This is a genomic window from Pseudomonas sp. S32, assembly GCF_016648095.1.
GTDB lineage: Bacteria > Pseudomonadota > Gammaproteobacteria > Pseudomonadales > Pseudomonadaceae > Aquipseudomonas > Aquipseudomonas parafulva.
Genome location: NZ_JACVVF010000012.1, coordinates 100,264 through 122,635, shown reverse-complemented (window position 1 = coordinate 122,635; position 22,372 = coordinate 100,264). Strand labels below are relative to the sequence as shown.

The window sequence follows — 22,372 nt, the reverse complement described above, 5'->3', positions numbered from 1 at the left end:
GGTGCCATGCACCGCGCTGCCTGCTTCGCGGGTAAACCCGTTCCCACAGGGGCATAGCATCCTTGCGAGACTAGAACGTCTGGCCCAGGTTGAGGTACACCGCCTGCTCGTGGGCACTGTTGGCGCCGTAGGTGAAGGTAAGCGGCCCGAGTGGTGTTTCCAGGCCCAGGAAGATGCTAGCGGCGTTGATGTAGCCACTGTCGAACTCATTGTCGTTGTTCCAGGCCCGGCCGCGCTCCAGCGAGCCGCCGATGTACAGCGGGAAGTCCAGCGGCACATACGCCTGCGGGGTCAGGCGACGGTAATACACCAGGCGCATCAGGCTCACGTTCTGCCCCGTCACCGAGCCCTGCCGAAAACCGGAAAGCTCGCGCGCACCGCCCATTACGAAACTGGAGGTCACCACATCGGTGGCATCCAGCGTGCGCCCATAGCGCCCTCCCAGCACGAAGGTGTTCGGCCCGCTGCTGATGGCCTTGTCAAGGTTGAACAACCATTGACGATAGTTGACGTCGGAATCCAGTGACTTGTCGAACTTGCGCAAGCTCAGGCTGATGTCTTCGCCGTGGTGTGGAAAGTAGACGTTGTCCAGTGTGTCGAACGAGTACTTCAGCTCATAGAACCCTTCATTGAAACTGACCTTGGGCAGGTCCTGGGCGCCAATACGTACTTCGGCCTGGCCCCAGGCTTTGCCCGCCCCCAGGCGCACTTCGCCGTTGTTGCCGATCTGCCGGCCCACGTTGATGCCAAACCCATACCGCTCCAGGCGGTACTCGGCAATGGGGTCGTTTTGCAATGAAGCCACGATGTTGCTGGAGCCCATGTCCAGGTACGGCGCCACGAAGTAGCGCGAACCGGCATCCAGAGGCTGATAGAACTCGCTGTACAGCGCTTGCTCATCACCGATCTGGCCGCGGGTCAGCCACTCGGCCCCCAGGCTGTTGATGCCGTTCACCCGGTAGCTGGCGCCCAGGTTGAAGGCGCTTTCTCCACGCAGGTCGTCCGACAGGTTAAGGCCCAGGCGCAGGTAATCGGTGCCGCCGCGGCGCCCCCGCGCGTTGATGACCAGGGTATTGTCATCACCCTTGTGCACCACGCGGTACTGCACCCGGTCGAAGTAATCCAGGCCGTACAAGGTGCCCATGTCGGTTTCCAGGTGGCTCAGCTCCAGCCGGGCACCGATCGGTTGGCGGATGTACGAACGGATCACCTGATCGCTCACCTTCGAGTCGTTTTCAATTTTGATGGCGGTAATCACAGGGGTGCGCTGGTGGGGCGAGCGAGCCACCGCCAGCTCGCCGTCACCTTCGGGGCGGGCCAGCGCAGCCAGGCGCGGAGCCAGCAGGCTAGCGGCGCGGTAGCCGGCATTGATCATGTCCCTGGCGCGGCTGAAATCAGCCACGCCATAGGCAGCCAGTGGCGGTTGCACGAGGATGTCGTCACGGCGCAGGTTGGCCAGCTGCGCCTCGGAGTTGCGCCGGGTCATCAGTGTGATCGACTGGGTGAGCACGTCGACCACCGTCAACAATTGCTTGCGGTCACGCAGCGGGGTGCCGATATCGACCACGATGGCCACATCTACCCCCATGTCCCGGGCTACATCCAGCGGAATGTTGTCGACCATGCCGCCATCCACCAGCAGGCGGCCATCCAGTTCTACGGGGGCGAATACCGCAGGGATGGACATGCTGGCGCGGATCACCTGGGGCAGGTGCCCCTGGCTGAACACCACTTTTTCGCCACTGGCGATGTCGGTGGCCACGGCGCGGAACGGGATCGGCAGCTTGTCGAAGTCCCGCGTGTCGGCGGTGTGGGCCAGCTTGCTCTCCAGCAGCAACGCCAGGTTCTGCCCCTGGATCACCCCCAGCGGCAGGCCCAGGCTGCCATCGTCGCGAAAGCTCAGCTTTTGCCGCACCAGAAAGTCGCGGTCGTCCTGCTTGCGGCGAAACGGCACGTCTTCGCGAGGGGGCGCGTCAGAGAGCGCCTGCTGCCAGTCGAGGGTGGTGGCCAGGTGTTCCAGCTCCTGAACGCTGTAGCCCGACGCATACAGGCCGCCCACCACCGCACCCATGCTGGTGCCGGCAATCGCATCAATATGCACGCCCTGTTCCTCCAGCGCCCTCAGTACGCCGATGTGGGCCAGGCCACGGGCCGCACCGCCAGACAACACCAGGCCGACTTTAGGCCTGGCAGGCTCGGCGGCCAATGCCGTGAAACAGGCGAGGGTAAGCAGCAGGCAGAACAGCGAACGGCGCATCGTAGGTCTCAAACCGGAGGCGAAAGCCCGCTAGTATAAGCGGCCACCCACCTGGAGACCCGCCACCATGGCCGAAAGCAAACCGGAAATTGTCATCACGTATTGCACCCAGTGCCAGTGGTTGCTGCGCGCCGGCTGGCTGGCCCAGGAGCTGCTCAGCACGTTTGCCGACGACCTGGGGCAGGTGGCACTGCAGCCTGGCACGGGCGGGGTGTTTCGCATCACCTGCAACGGTGTGCAGATCTGGGAGCGCAAGGCCGACGGCGGCTTCCCCGAGGCCAAGGTATTGAAGCAGCGCGTGCGCGATCAGATCGACCCTCAGCGCGACCTGGGGCACAACGACCGCTGATTACCCTTGCTGCACCTGTGGCCGTTGCCTGGGCGGTTGCGCCGCGCCCTGGCGGCTGGCCAGTACGATGGCGCACAGGATCAGCGCGCCCCCCAGCAGCATGCGCGGGCTCGGGGTTTCGGCGAAGATCAGCCAGGCCAGGGCAATACCGTAAATGGGCTCCATGCAGAACACCAGCGCCGCTGTACGCGCCTTGACCACGCCAAGGCTGGCCACGAACAGGCTGTGGGCCACCCCCGTGCAGAAAACACCCAGCAGGCCCAGCCACGCCCAGTCCATGGCCGTGACCTCGGCCAGGTCAGGGGTGGCGAAGGGCAGCAGGCACAGCCCGACCACCAGGTTCTGCCACAGCGCGGCCTGCACCGCTGGCAGGCCACCTGAGCGTGCCCGGTTGGTGAGCGACAGCAGTGAGAACAGCAGCCCCGAAAGCAGCGCCCAGAGCAGGCCGCCAGTGGCTTCGCTGGCAAGGTCGAAGGAAGGTGTCACCAACACCAGCCCAACGCTTACCAGCAGCACCAATACCGCTTCTTTAGCCCGGATACGCTCGCGGAACAGCAACCCTTCGAGCACCACGGTAAAGGCCGGGAAACTGGCGAAGCCCAGCGTGGCGATGGCCACGCCGCCAACCCTTACAGCGATGAAAAAACTCACCCAGTGCCCGGCCAGCAGCAGGCCGCCGAGCAGCAATTGAAGGCTGTCCCGGGCGCAGGGCCGGCGCCAGCCGGGGCCAGCCAGGCTGGCAAAGGCCGCCAGGGCCAGTACTGCAAAGCCCGCCCGGCCAAATACGATGACCGACGGGCTGGCGCTGGCCGCCAGTTTGCCGAGCACGCCGGTCAGGCCGAAAAACAACGCGCCTATGTGCAAGGCGCCCAGGGCAGTGCGGTGGTTCATCGAGCAGTTTCCTCAGGCAGGCAGGGCATTGTGCATGATCCGGCCCCTGCCATCATCGGTCACCGTTTTGCCATGGCACTGTCATACCCGGCTGCCAGTCTCCAGCAAACAGCGCCGGAGCCTGCCCATGACCCATGCCGAACTGTCCCGCCCCTTGCGCAAGCAGCGGGTGCGTACCCTGTGGATCTCGGACGTGCACCTGGGCACCCGTGACTGCCAGGCCGAGCACTTGTCACGGTTTTTGAAGGCTTATCAGGCCGACCGTATCTACCTGGTGGGTGACATCATCGACGGCTGGAAGCTGCGTGGCGGCATCTACTGGCCGCAGGCCCACACCAACGTCATCCGCCGCCTGCTCACCATGAGCAAGCGGGGTACGGAAGTTATCTACGTTACCGGCAACCATGACGAGTTTCTGCGCCGTTATTCAAAGCTGGTACTGGGCAATATCCAGTTGGTGGACGAGGCCGAGCACCTGACCGCTGACGGCCGCCGCCTGCTGGTGGTACACGGTGACCAGTTCGATGTGATCACCCGCTACCATCGCTGGCTGGCGTTTCTCGGGGACCGCGCCTACGAGTTCACCCTGGTGCTCAACCGTTGGCTCAATCACTGGCGTGCCCGGTATGGTTATGGTTACTGGTCGCTGTCGGCTTACCTCAAGCACAAGGTCAAGGGCGCGGTGAACTTCATCAGTGATTTTGAGCAAGCCATCGCCCACGAATGCACCCGCCGTGGCTTTCACGGGGTAGTGTGCGGGCACATCCATCACGCCGAGATGCGCAAGGTAGGGGAAGTGGAGTACTTGAACTGTGGGGACTGGGTCGAGTCGTGCACCGCGCTGATCGAGCATTGGGATGGCACGATCGAACTGTATCGGCTGGCCGAGGCGCAGGCTGACACCGTGGTGCAGAAGGCGCCTGTTCAGGTGTGAGGGCTACAGCCGAACCTTGCCCAACAGTACATCCCTGAACATGGCGAAATCACCGATCAGGCTGTAGAGCGGGTAGGTGAAGGTGGCTGGCCGGTTTTTTTCGAAGAAGAAATGCCCGACCCAGGCGAAGCCATAGCCCACCACCGGTACTGCCAGCAGTAGAAGCCATTTGCCGCTGCCCAGGGTGTAGGCCAGCAGGGCGATCACCAGGCTGGTGCCAACGAAGTGCAGGCGGCGGCACGTGGGGTTGCTGTGCTCGCCCAGGTAATACGGGTAGAACTCGGCAAAGCTGCGAAATGGCGCGGTGGGGTGCATGTCAGTGCTCCGGGTTGGGACTTCTGGACGGGATGCACGGCGTGGAGCCTGATTCGAGTCTAGAGTCATTGGCGGGGCCGACCAGTGACAATAGGCGCCAATTGAGTATCCTTGGGGTTCACCGCAGGCGCGGTCAGGATAAGAAGCATGCCATGAGCGAAAGAACCACGTCAGCCAGCTGGGCATCAGGGATCGTGAAGGCGCTCGAGCTGGAGGGGCTGGACTGCCAGGCCATGTTCCGGCAGTTGGGGCTTGACTTTGCCGCCCTCGACGACCCTGACGCACGCTTTGCGCAAGATTCCATGACCCGGCTTTGGCAACTGGCCGTCGAGCTCTCGGGCAACGAGGCCATCGGCCTGAACATGGCGCGCGTGGTGCGGCCCGCTTCGTTCCACGTGGTGGGCTACGCCTTGATGTCCAGCCGTACCCTGGCGGAAGGTTTCGAACGGCTGGTGCGCTACCAGCGCATCATCGCCGAAAGCTCCGACCTGAGTTTCACCTTGGGTGCCGAGGGCTATTCATTGATCCTGACCGTGCATGGCGATCATCTGCCGCCGACCCGGCACAGTGCCGAGGCGTCCCTGGCCTGTGCGCTGGCGCTGTGCAAATGGCTGAGCGGCCGGCCGGTGCAGCCGCGCCGGGTTTTGGTGCAAGGCCCCCAGCCGAAAAACGTGGAACCGTACAAAGTCGCCTTCCATTCACCTTTGGTGTTTGGTGCGCCTCACGATGCACTGGTGTTCGAGCGCGCCGACATGGAGGCACCGCTGCCGACCGCCAACGAGGCCATGGCTGTGCTGCATGACCGTTTTGCCGGTGAATACCTGGCACGCTTCTCCGAAACCCGGGTTACCCACCGGGTGCGCCAGGTGCTCTGCCGCATCCTGCCCCAAGGGGAACCGAAGCGCGAAACCCTGGCCCAGGCCCTGCACCTGTCGCAACGCACGCTGCAGCGGCGCTTGCAGGAGGAGGGCACGAGTTTTCAGTCGCTGCTCGATGACACCCGGCGCGAACTGGCCGAGCAGTACCTGGCCCAGCCTGGCATGACGCTGCTGGAAACCGCCTACCTGCTGGGCTTTGCCGACCCCAGCAATTTCTACCGGGCCTTCCGCCGCTGGTTCGACACCACCCCCACCGAATACCGCGCCCGCTTGGGCACCCAGGCCGATGCGATCAGTGACGCCAGAATGCAGGCATGCACAACACCAGCACGGTAATGATCTCCAGGCGCCCCAACAGCATGCCGCTGGCCAGGATCCACTTGGCGGCATCCGGCAGCTTGGCGTAATTGCCCGATGGGCCGATCACCTCTCCCAGCCCAGGCCCCACCCCGGAAACGGTACCGGCAGCGCCCGTGAGCGCGGTCATCCAGTCCACGCCCAGCAGTGACAGCAGCAGCGCCATGACGCAGATGGTGATGGCGAAGAAAAACGAGAACGTGAGAATGGACCGCACGATTTCTTCGTCCAGGCGGTGGCCGTTGTACTTCTGCTTGATCACCGCACGCGGGTGGATCAGCTGGTTGAGGTTGGCCTTCAGCAGAATGTAGGCCACCTGGAAGCGGAAAATCTTGATGCCCCCGGCGGTTGAGCCGGAGCAGCCACCGACGAAGCCCAGGTAGAAGAACAGCATCAGCGAGAAGTTGCCCCACAGGCTGTAGTCGCCCAATGCAAAGCCGGTGGTGGTGACCACCGACGTGACGTTCAGCGCAACGTGCCGCAGGGCGTCGAGCCAGTGCAGGTTGGTGGTGTACCAGTACCAGGTGCCCAGCACCAGCCAGGTGACCACCAGCATGCCGAGCAGGCCCTGCACCTGCTGGTCGCGGATCAGCGCGCCGCGGTTGCCGCGCAGGGTGGCCACGTACAGGGTGAACGGCAGGCTGCCAAGAATCATCACCACCACGGCCACCCAGTGCACGGCAGGGATGTCCCACTTGGCCAGGGATTGGTCCGAGGTGGAGAAGCCACCGGTGGAGATCGCCGACATGGCATGGTTGATGGCGTCGAACGGGCTCATGCCGGCCCACCAGAAGGCCAGCGCGCCCAGTATCGAGAAGCCCACGTATACCGCCACGATGGACTTGGCCACCATGTGCGAGCGTGGCATGACCTTCTCCGAGCGGTCGGAGGATTCGGTCTGGAACAGCCGCATGCCACCGATACGCAGCAGCGGCAGGATCGCTACCGCCATGGCGATGAAGCCGATACCCCCCAGCCAGTGCAGCATCGACCGCCACATCAGGATACCGGGCGACATGGTGTCCAGCCCGCTGAGCACGGTGGCGCCGGTGGCTGTGATACCGGACATGCTTTCGAAGAAAGCGTCGGTGTAGCTGATGTGCTGGGTAAGCAGAAACGGCAACGCGGCGAACACGCAGACCACCAGCCAGCTGCACACGGTCAGCAGGTACATGTCACGCGGGCGCAGGTGCACGTGCTCGGGGCGCCCCGGGATGACCAGCGCCAGGCCTGCCAGGAAGGTGATCAGGCTCGACCACAGGAACGACGGCATGTCACTGGTACGTTCGAAAATCACCAGTGTCGCCATGGGGACGGCCATGCCCACCGCCAGCGTGATCAGGAAGATGCCGATGATGAAACCAATGATCCTCAGGGTCGGCAACGCCATGTGCTGTGCTCGGGCTCGGAACGGAAGGGCGCCATTCTACCTGCGAGGCGCGCAGGCTCAAGCCCAATCGGCAGCTGCCTGCCGTGCTGCTTGCAGCTTGTGGCTTGCAGCCTGAGAATGACCGCACATTCAATTATCAGGAGGGTAGCCGATGGAGGCTCTCGACGCATTGCTCAACCGTGTTTCCGTGCCACGCCTCACCGACCCGGCGCCCAATGAGGCCCAGCGTGAAGCGCTGTTCCAGGCCGCCTTGCGTGCGCCGGACCATGGCCAGTTGCGGCCTTGGCGGTTCCTCACCATCGAGGGTGCCGCGCGCGAGCGTTTGGGTGAGCTGTTCGCCGAGGCCGTGAAGGGCAAAGGCGAGGCGACCGAGGCGGCGCTGGACAAGGCGCGAGCGATGCCGATGCGGGCGCCGCTGCTGATCGTGGTGGTCGCAAGCCTGCAGGATCACTTCAAGGTACCGAAATCCGAGCAGCGTCTGGCTGCGGGCTGTGCGGCGCACGGTATCCTCATTGCCGCCCACGCCCAAGGTATTGGTGCGGTGTGGCGCACCGGTGACCTGGCCTTCGATGCGCATGTGCACCAAGGCCTTGGCCTTGCGGAAAATGAAGAGCTGATCGGCTTCCTGTATGTGGGTACCCCGCTGAACGAGCCGCGTACGGCGCCCGTGCTGCAAACCGCCGATTTCGTCACTACCTGGGGTTAGGCAGCGGCCCTTGCCTCAGCTACCCGCGGCCTCGGCCACTGGCAGCTCCAGTGTCGCCACAAAGCCACCTTGCGGGTGGTTTTCCAGTGTCAGGCCGCCGCCATGGCGCTCAGCCGCCTTTCGGGCGATGGCCAACCCCAGGCCGTGGCCTGGGGCTTCCTGCCCAGGCGCGCGGAAGAACGGTTCACCCAGCCGCGTCAGGTGCGCCGCCGCCGCGCCTGGGCCGTGATCACGCACGCTCACCCGCACCTGATCGCCTTCGCGTACAGCGCGCAACTCCACGGGTTGGCCTGGCGGGTTGAAGCGCAGTGCGTTGCGCAGCAGGTTATCCACGGCCCGCTCGATGAGCGTGGGCCAACCGTGTAGGGTCAGGCCCGGCTGCGCCTCCAGGCGCACGTCCTGTTCGGGTGCGCTTAGCAATGCGTCCTTGCGCACGCTACCCAACAGGGCATTGAGGTCGACCGGTTCGGCATGGGCCTGGTCGGCATCGACCCTGGCCAGGGTGAGAATCTCGCTGATCAGGTCTTCCAGCCGGTCACACTCGCGGGCCAGGCGTGGCCATAGGGCCTCGCGCTGCTCGGGGTCCGCCCGTTCAGCCAGGGCCAGGGCAATGCGCAGCCGGGCCAGCGGCGAACGCAGCTCGTGAGACACGTCGCGCAGCAACTGGCGTTGGCTGCCGATCGTGCTCTGCAGGCGCGCCCCCATCTTGTTGAAATCCTGCGCCAGTACGCCGAACTCGTCGCGCCTGGCCGCCAGTTGCGCCAGGCTGTTCTGCTGGTAGGTGGTCTGGCCCAGGTCATGCACGGCGCTGCGCAGCCGGCTTAACGGGCGGGTGATCGACAGCGTTACCAGCAGGCTGAACAGGGTCAGCACCACCAACGCGATCCCCAGCGCACTCAGTGGCCACAGCAGGCTCTCGCGGTGCCAGGCGTCCAGGGCCGGGTGTGGAATGCGGTAGATAAGCAGGTAGGAGTTGCCCGACTTCGGGCTGGTGTATTCCTCGGTCAGCCGACGCCACGGCAAGCGGCGTTCATCATTGTGCTGGCGTGCCTCCAGTGCGGCGGCCCGGCGCGGGAAGGTCCCGGGCACCACGGCATCGCCGCTGTCGTCCAGCACCTGAACGTCAATCTTGTAGCGGTCCTTGCGCCGCTCCAGAAAACGCTGCGCCGGGTCTACACCCTCTTGCTCGTAGTGCTTGGCCCACTGGCTGGCCAGGGTATTGAGCCCTGGGTGACGGCTGAGGATCCAGGCGTCCTGGTTGAGCATGTGCCCCAGCAGGATCGACAACCCTGCCACAAGGGCGATGGCCAGCCAGAAACTGGCCAGAATGCGCCAGAACAATGAACGCACGAGCACCTCCACAAACGGTAAAAGCCCGCCGCGCACCAGGCTGGCCTGATGCGCGGCGGGCGTCGAGTTGAAAGCTTACTGGGCCTTCTTGGCTTTTTCAGCTTTCCAGGTCTGGAATTCCTGCCATTCGGCGCGTTTGGCTGCGCGCTCTTTCTGCAGTTCGTCGAACTTCTTCTGCTGGTCAGGCTTGAGCAGGTTGCGCACGGCGCTGTCGGTCTTGTCGCGGCTGGCCTGCAGTTCGTCTTTCATGGCCTTCTGGTCGGCAGCCGGCAGCTTTTCCAGGTAACGCTCGGTGATGTCGCGACGCTGCTGCATTTGCTCGCCCATCAGTTTGCCCACCTGTTCGCGTTGGTCGCGGGTCAGGTCCAGCTCATGGAAGGCCGGGCCGCCGCGGTGGTGCGGGCCGTCCGGGCGTGGGCCGCCATCAGGCATGGCCATGGCCACGGTTGGCAGGGCGGCGGCGAACAGCAGGGCGGTGAGGGTCTTGCGCATGGTGTCTCTCCTTTCATAGGCCGGCAGTGACCGGATGAGCACAGTCTAGGGCGGTGACCGTCAAGCGCCGTCAGTGCAGGGTAAAGGAAAGGTAAAGGGGCAGGGGTCGCTGCAAGCCGTTTGCGCACGGCCTACCGTTGGTTAGTGCAGCGCATTGCTCACTGGGCGTAGTAGTAACCGCGGCTGCGCAAGGCGACGATACGCGGGCGCCCGTCGGCATGGGGGCCGATTTTCTTGCGCAGGTTGCTCACATGCATGTCGAGGCTGCGGTCGTACAGGGTCAGCTTGCGGCCAAGGCCGATCTGCGCCAGTTCCTGCTTGTCCAGCGGCTCGCCCGGCTGCCGCAGCAGGGCCTCGAGAATTCGGCTTTCGGACAGGGTAAGGGTCATTTCCCGGCCGTCGATACTGGCCACGCCCCTGGCAGGGCTGTAAACCAGGTCGCCCAGCTCCAGCTGGCTGGTGGTGGCGGTGGGGTGGCTGCGGCGCAACACGGCGCGCAGGCGCGCAGTGAGTTCCCGTGGGTCACAGGGTTTGGCCAGGTAATCGTCAGCGCCCAGCTCAAGGCCCAGGATACGGTCCAGGGGCTCGCCCCGGGCAGACAGCATCAGCACCGGCAGTTCGGCGTGTTCGCTGCGCAGTTGCTTGAGCAGCTCCAGGCCGCTGCCGTCGGGCAGCATCACGTCCAGCACCACGGCGGCCGGCGCCTGATCGGCCAGCGCCTGGCGTGCGGCCTGGCCATCGTGGCAGGCGCGCACGCTGAAGCCTTCCTGGGTCAGCCAGCTGGCGAGCAGGTCGCACAGCTCCTGGTCATCATCAATCAGTAACAGCTCGCTCATGACTCACTCAATTCAACCATTGACGGCGACTCGTTGGTCCGCCAGTGGCAAAGATACCGCAGTCCTGAGGCCCTTGTGCAACTGTGACCGGCGTGGCGCTGCCAGGGCGATCAAGGCATAACTTGCTTGAAGGGCTTGACCACGACCTGTTCGTACACACCCGCAGCGATGTAGGGGTCGGCATCGGCCCAGGCCTGGGCGGCGGCAAGCGAATCGAATTCGGCAACGATCAGGCTGCCACTGAAACCGGCGTCGCCCGGGTCGTTGCTGTCGATGGCTGGGTGCGGGCCGGCCAGCACCACACGGCCTTCGGCCTTCAGCTGCTGCAGGCGCTCGATGTGCGCAGGGCGTGCAGCCAGGCGTTTTTCCAGGGAGTTGGCGACGTCGCTGGCGATGATGGCGTAGAGCATGTCAATCCTTGGGTTTGGAGGTAGAGGGGTCATCGTGCAGGTGGCGGGACAGGTACACGCCCTGTGCCACCAGGAAGAGCACGGTCATGCCCAGGCTGCCGAACACCTTGAAGTCCACCCAGAAGTCCTGGAAGGTGAAGGCGACGAACAGGTTGGCGGCACCGCAGAACACGAAAAAGCCTATCCAGGCCAGGTTCAGGCGGGTCCAGATGGCATCTGGCAGGGTCAGGGCATGGCCCATGATGCGCTTGATCAGCACCCGGTCACCTATGAAGTGGCTGCCAGCGAAAGCCAGGGCGAACAGCCAGTTCACCACCGGTGCCTTCCACTTGAGGAAGGTTTCGCTGTGGAAGGTGAGGGTAAGGCCGCCGAACACCAGGCAGGCGACCAGCGTCAGCCACTGGCCCTTTTCCAGCCTGCGCTGGCGCAGGAACAGGGCGCCGTAGACCACCAGCGAACTGACGATGAGCATCGCCGTGGCGCTGTAGATGCCGCCAAACTCGAAGCTGTGCCCACCCAGTTCGACAGGGCGCGGGTCCAGCTTGTAGACGATGAAGAACAGCAGCAGCGGGATGAAATCGATGAATTGTTTCACAATGGCAGCCAGAACCGGGATGTGACGGCATAATAACAAACATCGATTCCAGCGAAAGCGCTACTCCATGAATGTTGATCTGCACTGTCACAGCACGGCCTCCGATGGTGCCCTGTCGCCTTCGGTCCTGGTCGCCCGGGCCTTCGAGCATGGGGTGCGAACGCTGGCGCTCACCGACCATGACACCCTCGAAGGCCTGCCCGAAGCGCGCCAGGCCTGCCAGTCGCACGGCATGCACTGGGTCAGCGGGGTGGAGTTGTCCTGCACCTGGGGCGGCGCCACCATCCACGTGCTGGGGTATGACTTCCCACTGGACGCCCCACCGTTGCTGGCTGCCATCGAGGCGCTGCACCGCGGCCGCTGGCTGCGCGCCGAAGAGATCGACAAGCGCCTGGCCGCCAAGGGCATGCCCGGCACGCTGCAAGGCGCCCGCCAGGTGCAGCACGAACTGGGCGACAGCGGCAACGCGCCGGCGCGCCCGCATTTTGCCGAATACCTGGTACGGGCCGGGCACGTCAAGGACCGCGGCGAGGCGTTTCGCAAATGGCTGGGGGCCGGCAAGCTGGGCGACGTCAAGCAGCACTGGCCCACGCTGGAGGAAACCGTTGCCACCCTGCGGCAGTCCAATGCCTGGGTAAGCTTGGCCCACCCGATGCATTACACGCTGACACGCAGCAAGCGCAGACGGCTGATAGCCGACTATATTCAGGCAGGTGGGCAGGCGCTTGAAGTGGTCAACGGCATGATGCCCGCCGAGCAGGTGGGTACCCTGTCCATCCTTACCCGTGAATTCGGCCTGCTGGCAAGCGCTGGCAGTGATTTCCACGGCCCCGGCACCTGGGGCGAGATCGGTGCCTACCGGCCTTTGCCCGAGGACCTGCCACCTCTGTGGCGCCGTTTCAGCCATGAACAGCCAATGTCGGCATGAACAGGACGAGTACGTGAGCCAATTTTTCCAGATTCATCCGGAGAACCCGCAGGCGCGGCTGATCCGTCAGGCGGTGGAGATCATCCGCCAGGGCGGGGTGGTGGTGTACCCCACCGACTCGGCCTACGCCCTGGGTTGCAAGATCGGTGACAAGGCCGCCATCGAGCGGGTCCGGCGCCTGCGCGGGCTGGACAAGACCCACAACTTCACCCTGATGTGTTGCGACATGTCGCAGCTGGGGCTGTACGCCAAGGTCGACACCGGCACCTTCCGCTTGCTCAAGGCCCATGTGCCGGGCCCTTACACCTTCATTCTGAACGGTACCCGCGAGGTGCCGCGCCTGTTGCTGCACGAGAAGCGCCGCACCATCGGCCTGCGCGTGCCGGACCACGCCATCACCCTGGCGCTGCTGGCAGAACTGGGCGAGCCGCTGATGAGCGTGTCTCTGATTCTGCCCGGCGACGAAGAGCCGATGACCGACCCGTACGAAATCCGCGAACGCCTGGAGCATCATGTGGACCTGGTGATCGACGGCGGTTATGGCGACCTGAAGGCTTCCACCATCATCGACCTGTCTGGCGATGAGCCGGCGCTGATCCGCGAAGGTTGTGGCGACCCGGCGCCGTTCCTGGTCAGCGCGTGAACCCGGTATCAATGCCTGAGGCCCCGGCCCCCCAGGCCGAGGTGCCCAGGCAGTTGCAACTGGCGCTGGTGTATGGCGAGGCGGTTACCGAGCTGCCGCTGGACCTGTATATCCCGCCCGATGCCCTGGAAGTCATCCTCGAAGCCTTCGAAGGCCCGCTGGACCTGCTGCTGTACCTGATCCGCAAGCAGAACATCGACATTCTCGACATCCCGGTGGCCGAAATTACCCGACAGTACATGGGGTACGTCGAGTTGATGAAAAGCGTGCGCCTGGAGCTGGCTGCCGAGTACCTGGTAATGGCGGCCATGCTTGCCGAGATCAAGTCGCGCATGCTGCTGCCGCGCGCTGTCGACGTGGACGAAGAGGAGGGCGACCCGCGCGCCGAACTGATCCGCCGGCTGCAGGAGTACGAGCGGTTCAAGGCCGCCGCCGAGGGCATCGACGGGTTGTCGCGGGTGGGGCGCGAGGTGCTGGTGCCGTGCCTGGAAGCGCCGCAGGCCAAGGTGCGCAAGCTGCTGCCCGAAGTCAGCCTGGAAGAACTGTTGTTTTCCATGGCCGAGGTGATGCGCCGCAATGACCTGTTCGAAAGCCATCAGATCACCCGTGAAACCCTGTCGACCCGCGAGCGCATGAGCCAGGTACTCGAGCGCCTGAAGGGCGGTGGTTTCGTACCCTTTGTCGAGCTGTTCACGCCGGAAGAGGGCAAGCTGGGGGTGGTGGTCACCTTCATGGCCATTCTCGAACTGGTGAAGGAAACGCTGGTGGAACTGGTGCAGAATGAGGCCTTCGCCGCCATTCATGTGCGGCTACGCCCGGCCTCTGTTGAAGAACCCGATGAACCTGAATGAACCGCGCGACCTGGCGTCGCTGATTGAAGCCTTCCTGCTGGCCTCGGGCAAACCCCAGTCTCTGGAGCGCTTGTACGAGCTGTTCGAAGAGGCCGAGCGCCCCGAGCCGAAGGTGTTTCGCCAGGCCCTGGAGGTGCTGGGCAAGTCGTGCCACGGCCGTGCGTTCGAACTCAAGGAGGTAGCCAGCGGTTACCGCCTGCAGATTCGCGAGGCGTATGCCCCCTGGGTGGGAAGGCTGTGGGAAGAGCGCCCCCAGCGCTACTCGCGGGCGCTGCTCGAAACCCTGGCCCTGATCGCCTACCGCCAGCCCATCACTCGCGGTGAAATCGAAGACGTACGTGGTGTGGCGGTGAACAGCAATATCGTCAAAACCCTGATGGAGCGTGAGTGGATTCGCGTGGTGGGCTACCGCGAGGTACCAGGCCGGCCCGCGATGTTCGCCACCACCAAGGCGTTTCTCGACCACTTCAACCTCAAAAGCCTGGAAGACCTGCCCGCCCTTGCCGCCCTGCGGGAAATGGAACCCGAGCCTCTGCTGGACCCGGATGACGCTCCGGTGCCCGCCCACTTGCAGGCGTTGGCTGATGCCAGTCTTGGGGAAGAGGAAGACCCTGCGCCACCGAAGGACGAAACCAGCTTTCGAAGCCTGTTGGTGGAGCTCGACGCCATGGAGCAGGGGCTCAAGACCGATTTCGACGACCTGCGCGAAACCGAGCCTGCCGCAGAGAGCCCGGGCAAACTGGAGCCTTGAGCGCTTCCACTGGGCAGAAAGGCCGCGTCTAGCTGTTAAAACCCGCTAAGCTGCGGTGCGTTCCCACGCTCAACCGCGTATGATGCGCGGCCTTTTGGCGCATTCGCTGCCAAATGCCTGTTTTCATTCCTACACCGGGAGGTGCCCAGATGAGTGAGCAAGACCTGCAACAAACCGAAATTACCCCACCCGCTGGCGAGAAGCTGCAGAAAGTGCTGGCGCGCATTGGCGTGGGCTCGCGCCGTGACGTCGAGGCCTGGATCAGCCAGGGCCGCATCAAGGTCAACGGCGTTGCCGCTACCCTTGGCCAGCGTGTCGACCTGCACGATGCCATTGCCGTTGACGGCAAGCTGATCAAGCGCGAGGAAGCCGCCGAGGCGACCCGCCGGGTGATCATGTACAACAAGCCCGACGGTGAAATCTGTACCCGTGACGACCCTGAAGGTCGCCCGACGGTGTTTGATCGCCTGCCGCGCCCGAAAGAGGGCCGCTGGATCAACATCGGCCGCCTAGACATCAACACCACCGGGCTGCTGCTGTTCACCACCGACGGTGAGCTGGCCAACCGCCTGATGCACCCTTCTTACGAGATGGACCGTGAATATGCGGTGCGGGTGCGTGGTGAGGTGGACGACGAGATGATCGAACGCCTGAAGGCGGGTGTGATGCTCGAAGACGGCCCGGCGAAATTCACCGACATCCAGAAGGCGCCGGGTGGTGAAGGCTTCAACCACTGGTACCACTGTGTGGTGATGGAAGGGCGTAACCGTGAGGTGCGTCGCCTGTGGGAGTCCCAGGGCATGGTGGTCAGCCGCCTGAAGCGCGTGCGTTTTGGCCCGGTGTTCCTCAATTCCGACCTGCCGATGGGCCGCTGGCGTGAAATGAGCCAGGGCGAAATCGACATCCTCGCCGCCGAAGTGGGCTTGCAGCCGGTAGCGCTGCCGGCCATGAACCTCAAGGCCAAGGACAAGATGGAGCGCCTGCAGCGCAAGTCGTCCCGCCCGTTGGGCCGTGGCGAGCGCGTGCGCAGCCTGCGCCCTGCGCAGGACGGTGCGCCCGAGCGCCCAGCCCGCGAAGAAACCCCGCGCAAGCCCAACCGCGGCAGTGCCGTGGCTGAGCGCCCAAGCGAAATGCGCAAGCGTACCGACAAGCCGCACGGCGACAAGCCAGCAGGCCGTGGGCGCGGCAAGCCACGCGGCTGATCGGCCTCGTTCGGCCTGTGAGATCGAGCGCCGCCAAAGCGGTGCCCGATCTCGCAAGCGCTACCTCTTCAGGCAAAATCCCCGCTAGCCTCATCCCCATCACCCGAACCGCAGCAACCTTTCAGGCGCCTGGCAAGTTTCCAAACCAATCTGTAAAAAAAACTATACGCCCACCCCCAGCCTATCCCTGCATTTCAGACTTTTCGTGCGTACGTAAAGAAATATTGCCGCCGCGACGCCGTCCACCTAGCCCATACCTCGTCACCCCCTCTTGCCCAAACCCCCGCCCCACGGTGTCATACCCCCCATTGCTACGTGCAACAGCCCGCCACAGAGCCCGGCTGCTAAAACAACAAATGGAGGCGCCATGTACGCCGATCACCCCGCCTTAAACGGCAAATCCCACAGGAACGCTGCGCTTTTCGCCGAAGAAAAGACGCGATGCGTTGACGCCTGCGCGTTTGCAGGGTTATACAGTGCGCCGCGTTTTACCTGTGACCCCTTTGCGTACCGCGCACTCCTGACCACACCAGGCTGATCCGCCCACGGCGGCACCTCGCTCAGGAAACCCAAGGTAATCACCTTGCCCATTCCGCTGCGCCACGAGCGCGGTGGGTCCGATTCCGTCACAGATAAAAACAATGCAGGTGACTTCGTTCATGACTGAACCCAACATGCATTCAGGCGAGCTCAAGCGGGGCCTGAAAAATCGCCACATCCAGTTGATCGCGCTGGGTGGCGCCATCGGTACGGGGCTGTTCCTGGGTTCGGCCGGGGTGATGAAGTCGGCAGGCCCGTCGATGATTCTGGGCTATGCCATCTGCGGCTTCATTGCCTTCCTGATCATGCGCCAGCTTGGCGAGATGATCGTCGAAGAGCCCGTGGCCGGTTCGTTCAGCCACTTCGCCCACACCTACTGGGGCGGCTTTGCGGGCTTTCTGTCCGGTTGGAACTGCTGGGTGCTCTACATCCTGGTAGGCATGTCCGAACTGTCGGCGGTGGGCAAGTATGTGCATTACTGGTGGCCGGAGATCCCGGTCTGGGTCACGGCGGCTGCGTTCTTCGTACTGATCAACGCCATCAACCTGATGAACGTGAAGCTGTTTGGCGAGGCTGAATTCTGGTTCGCCATCATCAAGGTGGTCGCCATCGTCAGCATGATCGCGCTGGGCGCCTACCTGCTCACCAGCGGCAATGGCGGCCCGGACGCGAGCCTGACCAACCTCTGGTCCCATGGCGGCTTCTTCCCCAATGGCGTGAGCGGCCTGGTGATGGCCCTGGCTTTCATCATGTTCTCGTTCGGCGGCCTGGAAATGCTCGGCTTCACCGCTGCCGAAGCGGACAAGCCGAAAACGGTCATCCCCAAGGCGATCAACCAGGTTATCTACCGGATCCTCATCTTCTACGTGGGCGCGCTGGTGGTATTGCTGTCGCTGACCCCGTGGGACACCCTGGTGGCGAGCATCGATGCCTCTGGCGGTAGCTACGGCAGCAGCCCGTTCGTTCAGGTGTTCTCACTGCTGGGCAGCGACGTGGCCGCCAACCTGCTGAACTTCGTGGTGCTGACGGCAGCGCTGTCGGTGTACAACAGCGGCACGTACTGCAATGCCCGCATGCTGCTGGGCATGGCTGAGCAGGGCGATGCACCCGCAGCGCTGGCCAAGGTCGACAGCCGTGGGGTGCCCGTGCGTTCGATTCTGGTATCGGCAGCGGTGACGCTGATCGCCGTGCTGCTCAATTACCTGATGCCGGCCAACGCGCTGGAAATGCTCATGTCGCTGGTGGTCGCAACGCTGGTGATCAACTGGGCGATGATCAGCTATTCGCACCTCAAGTTCCGCCAGCACCTGAACCGTAGCGGCCAGCAGCCGCTGTTCAAGGCGCTGTGGTACCCGTACGGCAACTACCTGGTGCTGGCCTTCGTGCTGTTCATTCTGGGCATCATGCTGCAGATTCCAGGCATCCAGAACTCGGTCTACGCGATTCCGGTATGGTTGCTGGTGATGTTTGTTTCGTACGTGGTCAAGTCACGTCGCAGCGCCAGTGCGCAGAACGCGGCAGGCGGCGTAGCCAAGTAAAGCGCTGCGGTCGAAGTAGCCGAAAACCCGAAGCCCCTGCACGGCTTCGGGTTTTTTATTGGCCGCTGCTGCCCGTTCAAATCTGCGCCAGCAACCAACCTTTGAATGCCTTGAGCGAAGGCAGCCCTTCGTTTCTGGGCGGGTAGATCAGGTAGTAGCTGCGCTCGCTGGCGAAGGCCATGCCAGGGCTGTAGAGCTCGCCTTTTGCCAGTTCATCCTCCACCAGAATGCGCGGCACCAGGCCGATGCCGATACCGGCCCGTACCGCCTGGATCAGGTGCGACGTCAACTCGAAGCTTGGCCCCAGGCGCATGGCCCGGTGCGGCAGGCCGTGGTGCGAAAACCATTCGCCCCAGGCATGGGGGTTGTTGGCCACGTTCAACAGCACCTGTTCGCTGATGCGCGCGGGCGGCCAGCCCTGGCGATCTGTGGTCGCCTGCGGGGGCAGGATGACCACCAGTTGCTCTGCATGCAGGCGGTGGCAGACCAACCCTGGCAGGTCATGGGTGGCCACGCCGATGGCTGCATCGATTTCGCTGGTGTCGAAGTCGATGGCTTCGATGCGTGAATGAATGTGCACCAGCATGCCAGGGTGCGCCTGGTAGAACGCGTGCAGGCGTGGCAGCAGCCATTTGGAGCCGAACGTGGGCAGGGTGGCCAGGCGCAGGGTGCCGACCCCGGACTGGTAGGCCAGCGCTTGCAAGGTCGCGCTGCGGATGCGCCCCAAGGCCTCGCTGAGTTCGCGCTGATAAAGGCGCCCCACATCGGTCAGCTGGACCTGGCGCCCCTCGCGGCGGAACAAGGTCAGCCCAAGCTGCTGCTCCAGGGCCTGCACCTGGCGGCTTACGGCACTTTGCGTCAGCGACAGCTCTGCGGCGGCGCGGGTGTAGCTCTGGTGCCGCGCTGCCGCCTCGAAGGCCAGCAGCAGCGACATGGATGGGGTGAGGTGGCGGTAATTCATTCATCAAAGTCATTAATAGCGGCAGGATTATCCGTTTGCCCCTTAGGCAAAACTACAGGAACATGGCCCCATACGTCATCAGGCCAGCAGCGACCCATGCCGGCACGACACTGATCCCGCGAACCGCCATTATTCCGAGGCCATCCATCGATGATCGCCCAGCTGCAAACCGTTGCCCCCACCGCCGATTACCCTGCATTCCTCCAGGCCCTGCGCGACAGCGGCTTTCGTGGCGAGATAAGCGCCGACTACGGCACCCGCACGGTGCTGGCCACCGACAACTCCATCTACCAGCGCCTGCCCCAGGCGGCGGTGTTCCCGCTTGATGCCGATGACGTGGCACGTGTGGCCACCTTAATGGGGGAGGCGCGTTTTCAAGCGGTGAAGCTGACGCCGCGTGGCGGCGGTACCGGTACCAATGGCCAGTCGTTGACCGACGGTATCGTGGTCGACCTGTCCCGGCACATGAACCGCATCCTCGAGATCAACGTGCAGGAGCGCTGGGTGCGGGTGCAGGCCGGTACGGTGAAGGACCAGCTCAATGCGGCCCTGAAACCCCACGGGCTGTTCTTTGCCCCGGAGCTGTCCACCTCCAACCGCGCCACCGTCGGCGGCATGATCAACACCGATGCCAGCGGCCAGGGCAGCTGCACGTACGGCAAAACCCGCGATCACGTGCTGGAGCTGCACAGTGTGCTGCTGGGTGGTGAGCACCTGCACAGCCAGCCGATCGACGACGCTGCGTTGCAGGCGGCGTGCGAAGCGCCGGGGCGTGTGGGCGAGGTGTATCGCATGGCCCGCGAGATTCACGACACCCAGGCCGAGCGTATCCAGGCCACTTTCCCCAAGCTCAACCGCTGCCTGACCGGCTACGACCTGGCACACCTGCGCGACGAGCACGGCCGCTTCAACCTCAACAGCGTGCTGTGCGGTGCCGAGGGTTCGCTGGGCTATGTGGTCGAGGCCAAGCTGAATGTGCTGCCGATTCCCAAGTACGCGGTGCTGGTGAACGTGCGTTACGGCAGCTTCATGGATGCCCTGCGCGATGCCAACGCGCTGATGGCCCACCGGCCCCTGTCGATCGAGACAGTCGATTCCAAGGTGCTGATGCTGGCGATGAAGGACATCGTCTGGCACAGCGTTGCCGAGTACTTCCCGGCCGACCCCGAGCGCCCAACCCTGGGCATCAACCTGGTGGAGTTCTGCGGCGACGACCCCGCCGAAGTCAACAACAAGGTGCAGGCGTTCATCGAGCACCTGCGCACCGACACCGGTGTCGAGCGCCTGGGCCACACCCTCGCCGAAGGCGCCGAGGCGGTGACCCGGGTCTACACCATGCGCAAGCGTTCTGTGGGTTTGCTGGGCAACGTGGAGGGTGAAGTGCGCCCGCAACCCTTCGTGGAAGACACCGCGGTGCCGCCAGAGCAACTGGCCGATTACATCGCCGACTTCCGCGCATTGCTCGATGGCTATGGCCTGGCCTACGGCATGTTCGGGCATGTGGATGCCGGGGTGCTGCACGTGCGCCCGGCGCTGGACATGAAAGACCCGGCTCAGGCTGCGTTGGTCAAGCCCATCTCCGACGCCGTCGCGGCGCTGACCCGCCGCTATGGCGGCCTGCTGTGGGGTGAGCATGGCAAAGGCTTGCGTTCGGAATACGTCCCTGAATACTTCGGCGAACTCTACCCGTCGCTGCAGCGGCTGAAGGCAGCGTTCGACCCCCATAACCAGCTCAACCCGGGCAAAATCTGCACCCCTGCCGGCAGTAACGAGGGCTTGACCCGGGTCGATGGCGTGACGCTGCGCGGTGACCTTGACCGTACCATCGACGAGCGGGTCTGGCAGAGCTTCGGCAGTGCGGTGCACTGCAACGGCAATGGTGCCTGCTACAACTACGACCCCAACGACGCCATGTGCCCGTCGTGGAAGGCCACCCGTGAACGTCGGCATTCGCCCAAAGGCCGCGCTTCGCTGATGCGCGAATGGCTGCGTCTGCAGGGCGATGCCGGTATAGACGTGCTGGCCAGCGCGCGTGGCCAGGTGGCCTGGCTTAAAGGCCTGCCGGCGCGCCTGCGCAACAATCGCGCCCGCCAGCAGGGGGAGGGCGATTTTTCCCATGAAGTGTACGACGCCATGGCCGGTTGCCTGGCGTGCAAATCCTGCGCAGGGCAATGCCCGATCAAGGTCAATGTGCCGGACTTCCGTTCGCGCTTCCTCGAGCTGTACCACGGGCGTTATCAGCGGCCCCTGCGTGACTACCTGATCGGTTCGTTGGAGTTCACCATCCCCTACCTGGCCCATGCGCCAGGGCTGTACAACGCGCTGATGGGGTCCAGGTGGGTCAGCCGCCTGTTGGCCGACAAGGTAGGCATGGTCGACAGCCCGCTGATCAGCCGCTTCAACTTCCAGGCCACCCTGACCCGCTGCCGCGTGGGCGTGGCTACGGTGCCGGCGCTGCGCGAGCTGACCCCGGCCCAGCGCGAGCGCAGCATCGTGCTGGTACAGGATGCGTTCACCCGCTACTTCGAGACACCGTTGCTGTCGGCCTTCATCGACCTGGCACACCGTCTGGGCCACCGTGTGTTCCTGGCGCCCTACAGCGCCAATGGCAAGCCTTTGCATGTGCAGGGCTTCCTGGGGGCATTCGCCAAGGCGGCCATCCGCAATGCTACTCAACTGCAAGCCCTGGCCGATTGCGGGGTGCCGCTGGTGGGCTTGGACCCGGCCATGACCTTGGTGTACCGCCAGGAGTACCAGAAAGTGCCTGGCCTGCAGGGTTGCCCGCAGGTGCTGCTACCCCAGGAGTGGCTGCTCAATGCCCTGCCAGAGCAGGCGACTGGCGCCACGGCCAGCTTCCGCCTGATGGCGCACTGCACCGAAAAAACCAATGCGCCCGCCAGCACCCGGCAGTGGGAGCAGGTATTCCAGCGTCTGGGTTTGAAGCTGGTGACCGAAGCTACCGGCTGTTGCGGCATGTCGGGCACGTATGGCCATGAGGCTCGCAACCAGCACACCTCGAAAACCATTTTCGAGCAGTCCTGGGCAACCAAGCTGGACAAGGAAGGGGAGCCGTTGGCAACGGGCTATTCGTGCCGCAGCCAGGTCAAGCGCATGACCGAGCGGCAGATGCGTCACCCATTGGAAGTGGTGTTGCAGTACGCCCGGGGTTGAGCCCCAGGTGTGGGGAGTGTGAAAACG

Annotated in this window: 22 protein-coding genes; 11 read left to right on the top strand and 11 right to left on the bottom strand. The window is 64.0% G+C overall.

The features are described 5' to 3' along the window. Nucleotides 1-70: 70 nt before the first annotated feature. Nucleotides 71-2,257, bottom strand: a complete 2,187-nt coding sequence (locus tag IAE38_RS09335) for a patatin-like phospholipase family protein (RefSeq protein ID WP_201217224.1) — start codon at nt 2,255-2,257, stop codon at nt 71-73. 67 nt (nt 2,258-2,324) lie between these two features. Between IAE38_RS09335 and IAE38_RS09330 the strand changes: the two genes are divergently transcribed. Next, entirely contained in the window at nt 2,325-2,606 is a 282-nt protein-coding gene (locus IAE38_RS09330) for a SelT/SelW/SelH family protein (protein ID WP_028635475.1), read from the top strand. Here the strand turns inward: IAE38_RS09330 and IAE38_RS09325 are convergent, their stop codons facing one another. Beyond that, nucleotides 2,607-3,497, bottom strand: coding sequence for a DMT family transporter (locus IAE38_RS09325; protein WP_201164571.1), 891 nt, complete (start codon nt 3,495-3,497; stop codon nt 2,607-2,609). A 127-nt stretch (nt 3,498-3,624) separates the two neighbouring features. On the opposite strand from IAE38_RS09325, the gene IAE38_RS09320 reads away from it, so the two are divergent. Further along, nucleotides 3,625-4,431, top strand: coding sequence for a UDP-2,3-diacylglucosamine diphosphatase (locus IAE38_RS09320; RefSeq protein WP_201217221.1), 807 nt, complete (start codon nt 3,625-3,627; stop codon nt 4,429-4,431). A 3-nt stretch (nt 4,432-4,434) separates the two neighbouring features. Here IAE38_RS09320 and IAE38_RS09315 read toward each other — a convergent pair whose 3' ends face one another. After that, entirely contained in the window at nt 4,435-4,746 is a 312-nt protein-coding gene (locus IAE38_RS09315) for a DUF962 domain-containing protein (protein WP_028635478.1), read from the bottom strand. A 152-nt stretch (nt 4,747-4,898) separates the two neighbouring features. Here IAE38_RS09315 and IAE38_RS09310 point away from each other — a divergent pair, with 152 nt between their 5' ends. Next, nucleotides 4,899-5,960: an AraC family transcriptional regulator gene (locus IAE38_RS09310; RefSeq protein WP_201217219.1), complete on the top strand. Its 1,062-nt coding sequence runs from the start codon at nt 4,899-4,901 to the stop codon at nt 5,958-5,960. Here the strand turns inward: IAE38_RS09310 and IAE38_RS09305 are convergent. Further along, a complete protein-coding gene (locus IAE38_RS09305) occupies nt 5,917-7,371 on the bottom strand; it encodes a TrkH family potassium uptake protein (protein ID WP_201164573.1) in 1,455 nt (484 codons plus the stop codon). The genes IAE38_RS09310 and IAE38_RS09305 overlap by 44 nt on opposite strands. Nucleotides 7,372-7,522: 151 nt before the next feature. Here IAE38_RS09305 and IAE38_RS09300 point away from each other — a divergent pair, with 151 nt between their 5' ends. Then, complete coding sequence (locus IAE38_RS09300; protein ID WP_201217216.1) at nt 7,523-8,077, top strand: NAD(P)H nitroreductase; 555 nt, start codon at nt 7,523-7,525, stop codon at nt 8,075-8,077. 15 nt (nt 8,078-8,092) lie between these two features. On the opposite strand, the gene IAE38_RS09295 is transcribed toward IAE38_RS09300, so the two are convergent. From IAE38_RS09295 to IAE38_RS09275, 5 genes are all read right to left on the bottom strand, one after another. Then, the gene (locus tag IAE38_RS09295) at nt 8,093-9,433 is read right to left on the bottom strand and encodes a sensor histidine kinase (protein ID WP_201164575.1); all 1,341 of its coding nucleotides are present in this window, start codon (nt 9,431-9,433) and stop codon (nt 8,093-8,095) included. Nucleotides 9,434-9,502: 69 nt separating this feature from the next. Next, complete coding sequence (locus IAE38_RS09290; protein WP_028635483.1) at nt 9,503-9,919, bottom strand: Spy/CpxP family protein refolding chaperone; 417 nt, start codon at nt 9,917-9,919, stop codon at nt 9,503-9,505. Nucleotides 9,920-10,077: 158 nt separating this feature from the next. Next, entirely contained in the window at nt 10,078-10,755 is a 678-nt protein-coding gene (locus tag IAE38_RS09285; RefSeq protein WP_201164576.1) for a response regulator transcription factor, read from the bottom strand. A gap of 110 nt (nt 10,756-10,865) precedes the next feature. Next, entirely contained in the window at nt 10,866-11,165 is a 300-nt protein-coding gene (locus IAE38_RS09280) for a YciI family protein (RefSeq protein WP_060481389.1), read from the bottom strand. Nucleotide 11,166: 1 nt separating this feature from the next. Next, nucleotides 11,167-11,760 (bottom strand): septation protein A, encoded by a 594-nt coding sequence (locus tag IAE38_RS09275; RefSeq protein ID WP_201214139.1) that lies wholly within the window; start codon nt 11,758-11,760, stop codon nt 11,167-11,169. A 67-nt stretch (nt 11,761-11,827) separates the two neighbouring features. Here IAE38_RS09275 and IAE38_RS09270 point away from each other — a divergent pair, with 67 nt between their 5' ends. From IAE38_RS09270 to rluB, 5 genes are all read left to right on the top strand, one after another. Beyond that, nucleotides 11,828-12,688 (top strand): PHP domain-containing protein, encoded by an 861-nt coding sequence (locus IAE38_RS09270; RefSeq protein WP_060481391.1) that lies wholly within the window; start codon nt 11,828-11,830, stop codon nt 12,686-12,688. A gap of 13 nt (nt 12,689-12,701) precedes the next feature. Continuing rightward, nucleotides 12,702-13,331, top strand: coding sequence for an L-threonylcarbamoyladenylate synthase (locus IAE38_RS09265; protein ID WP_201164578.1), 630 nt, complete (start codon nt 12,702-12,704; stop codon nt 13,329-13,331). 125 nt (nt 13,332-13,456) lie between these two features. After that, nucleotides 13,457-14,182, top strand: coding sequence for a segregation and condensation protein A (locus IAE38_RS09260; RefSeq protein ID WP_161629602.1), 726 nt, complete (start codon nt 13,457-13,459; stop codon nt 14,180-14,182). Continuing rightward, a complete protein-coding gene (gene scpB, locus IAE38_RS09255; protein WP_201164579.1) occupies nt 14,169-14,933 on the top strand; it encodes an SMC-Scp complex subunit ScpB in 765 nt (254 codons plus the stop codon). Before IAE38_RS09260 ends, scpB begins: the two co-directional genes overlap by 14 nt. Before the next feature lie 149 nt (nt 14,934-15,082). Next, on the top strand, nt 15,083-16,135 hold the full coding sequence (gene rluB / locus IAE38_RS09250; RefSeq protein WP_201164580.1) for a 23S rRNA pseudouridine(2605) synthase RluB: 1,053 nt from the start codon (nt 15,083-15,085) through the stop codon (nt 16,133-16,135). Between the two features lie 378 nt (nt 16,136-16,513). On the opposite strand, the gene IAE38_RS09245 is transcribed toward rluB, so the two are convergent. After that, nucleotides 16,514-16,726, bottom strand: a complete 213-nt coding sequence (locus IAE38_RS09245; RefSeq protein ID WP_201164581.1) for a hypothetical protein — start codon at nt 16,724-16,726, stop codon at nt 16,514-16,516. A gap of 68 nt (nt 16,727-16,794) precedes the next feature. Between IAE38_RS09245 and IAE38_RS09240 the strand changes: the two genes are divergently transcribed. Next, nucleotides 16,795-18,213, top strand: coding sequence for an amino acid permease (locus IAE38_RS09240; RefSeq protein ID WP_201164582.1), 1,419 nt, complete (start codon nt 16,795-16,797; stop codon nt 18,211-18,213). Between the two features lie 76 nt (nt 18,214-18,289). Here IAE38_RS09240 and IAE38_RS09235 read toward each other — a convergent pair whose 3' ends face one another. Next, nucleotides 18,290-19,174, bottom strand: a complete 885-nt coding sequence (locus tag IAE38_RS09235) for a LysR substrate-binding domain-containing protein (RefSeq protein ID WP_201164583.1) — start codon at nt 19,172-19,174, stop codon at nt 18,290-18,292. Nucleotides 19,175-19,324: 150 nt separating this feature from the next. Between IAE38_RS09235 and ydiJ the strand changes: the two genes are divergently transcribed. Then, nucleotides 19,325-22,345, top strand: a complete 3,021-nt coding sequence (ydiJ, locus tag IAE38_RS09230; RefSeq protein ID WP_201217213.1) for a D-2-hydroxyglutarate dehydrogenase YdiJ — start codon at nt 19,325-19,327, stop codon at nt 22,343-22,345. The last annotated feature ends 27 nt before the right edge of the window (nt 22,346-22,372 follow it).

Excerpts from the sequence above, each read along its gene's own strand:
- IAE38_RS09235 (WP_201164583.1), bottom strand. The coding sequence starts at position 19,174 with ATGAATTACCGCCACCTCACCCCATCCATGTCGCTGCTGCTGGCCTTC.
- IAE38_RS09245 (WP_201164581.1), bottom strand. The coding sequence starts at position 16,726 with ATGGGCAAGGTGATTACCTTGGGTTTCCTGAGCGAGGTGCCGCCGTGG.
- IAE38_RS09300 (WP_201217216.1), top strand. The coding sequence starts at position 7,523 with ATGGAGGCTCTCGACGCATTGCTCAACCGTGTTTCCGTGCCACGCCTC.
- IAE38_RS09280 (WP_060481389.1), bottom strand. The coding sequence starts at position 11,165 with ATGCTCTACGCCATCATCGCCAGCGACGTCGCCAACTCCCTGGAAAAA.
- rluB (WP_201164580.1), top strand. The coding sequence starts at position 15,083 with ATGAGTGAGCAAGACCTGCAACAAACCGAAATTACCCCACCCGCTGGC.
- IAE38_RS09310 (WP_201217219.1), top strand. The coding sequence starts at position 4,899 with ATGAGCGAAAGAACCACGTCAGCCAGCTGGGCATCAGGGATCGTGAAG.
- ydiJ (WP_201217213.1), top strand. The coding sequence starts at position 19,325 with ATGATCGCCCAGCTGCAAACCGTTGCCCCCACCGCCGATTACCCTGCA.
- IAE38_RS09285 (WP_201164576.1), bottom strand. The coding sequence starts at position 10,755 with ATGAGCGAGCTGTTACTGATTGATGATGACCAGGAGCTGTGCGACCTG.
- IAE38_RS09325 (WP_201164571.1), bottom strand. The coding sequence starts at position 3,497 with ATGAACCACCGCACTGCCCTGGGCGCCTTGCACATAGGCGCGTTGTTT.
- IAE38_RS09240 (WP_201164582.1), top strand. The coding sequence starts at position 16,795 with ATGACTGAACCCAACATGCATTCAGGCGAGCTCAAGCGGGGCCTGAAA.
- IAE38_RS09335 (WP_201217224.1), bottom strand. The coding sequence starts at position 2,257 with ATGCGCCGTTCGCTGTTCTGCCTGCTGCTTACCCTCGCCTGTTTCACG.
- IAE38_RS09315 (WP_028635478.1), bottom strand. The coding sequence starts at position 4,746 with ATGCACCCCACCGCGCCATTTCGCAGCTTTGCCGAGTTCTACCCGTAT.
- IAE38_RS09305 (WP_201164573.1), bottom strand. The coding sequence starts at position 7,371 with ATGGCGTTGCCGACCCTGAGGATCATTGGTTTCATCATCGGCATCTTC.
- IAE38_RS09290 (WP_028635483.1), bottom strand. The coding sequence starts at position 9,919 with ATGCGCAAGACCCTCACCGCCCTGCTGTTCGCCGCCGCCCTGCCAACC.
- scpB (WP_201164579.1), top strand. The coding sequence starts at position 14,169 with ATGAACCTGAATGAACCGCGCGACCTGGCGTCGCTGATTGAAGCCTTC.
- IAE38_RS09270 (WP_060481391.1), top strand. The coding sequence starts at position 11,828 with ATGAATGTTGATCTGCACTGTCACAGCACGGCCTCCGATGGTGCCCTG.
- IAE38_RS09330 (WP_028635475.1), top strand. The coding sequence starts at position 2,325 with ATGGCCGAAAGCAAACCGGAAATTGTCATCACGTATTGCACCCAGTGC.
- IAE38_RS09320 (WP_201217221.1), top strand. The coding sequence starts at position 3,625 with ATGACCCATGCCGAACTGTCCCGCCCCTTGCGCAAGCAGCGGGTGCGT.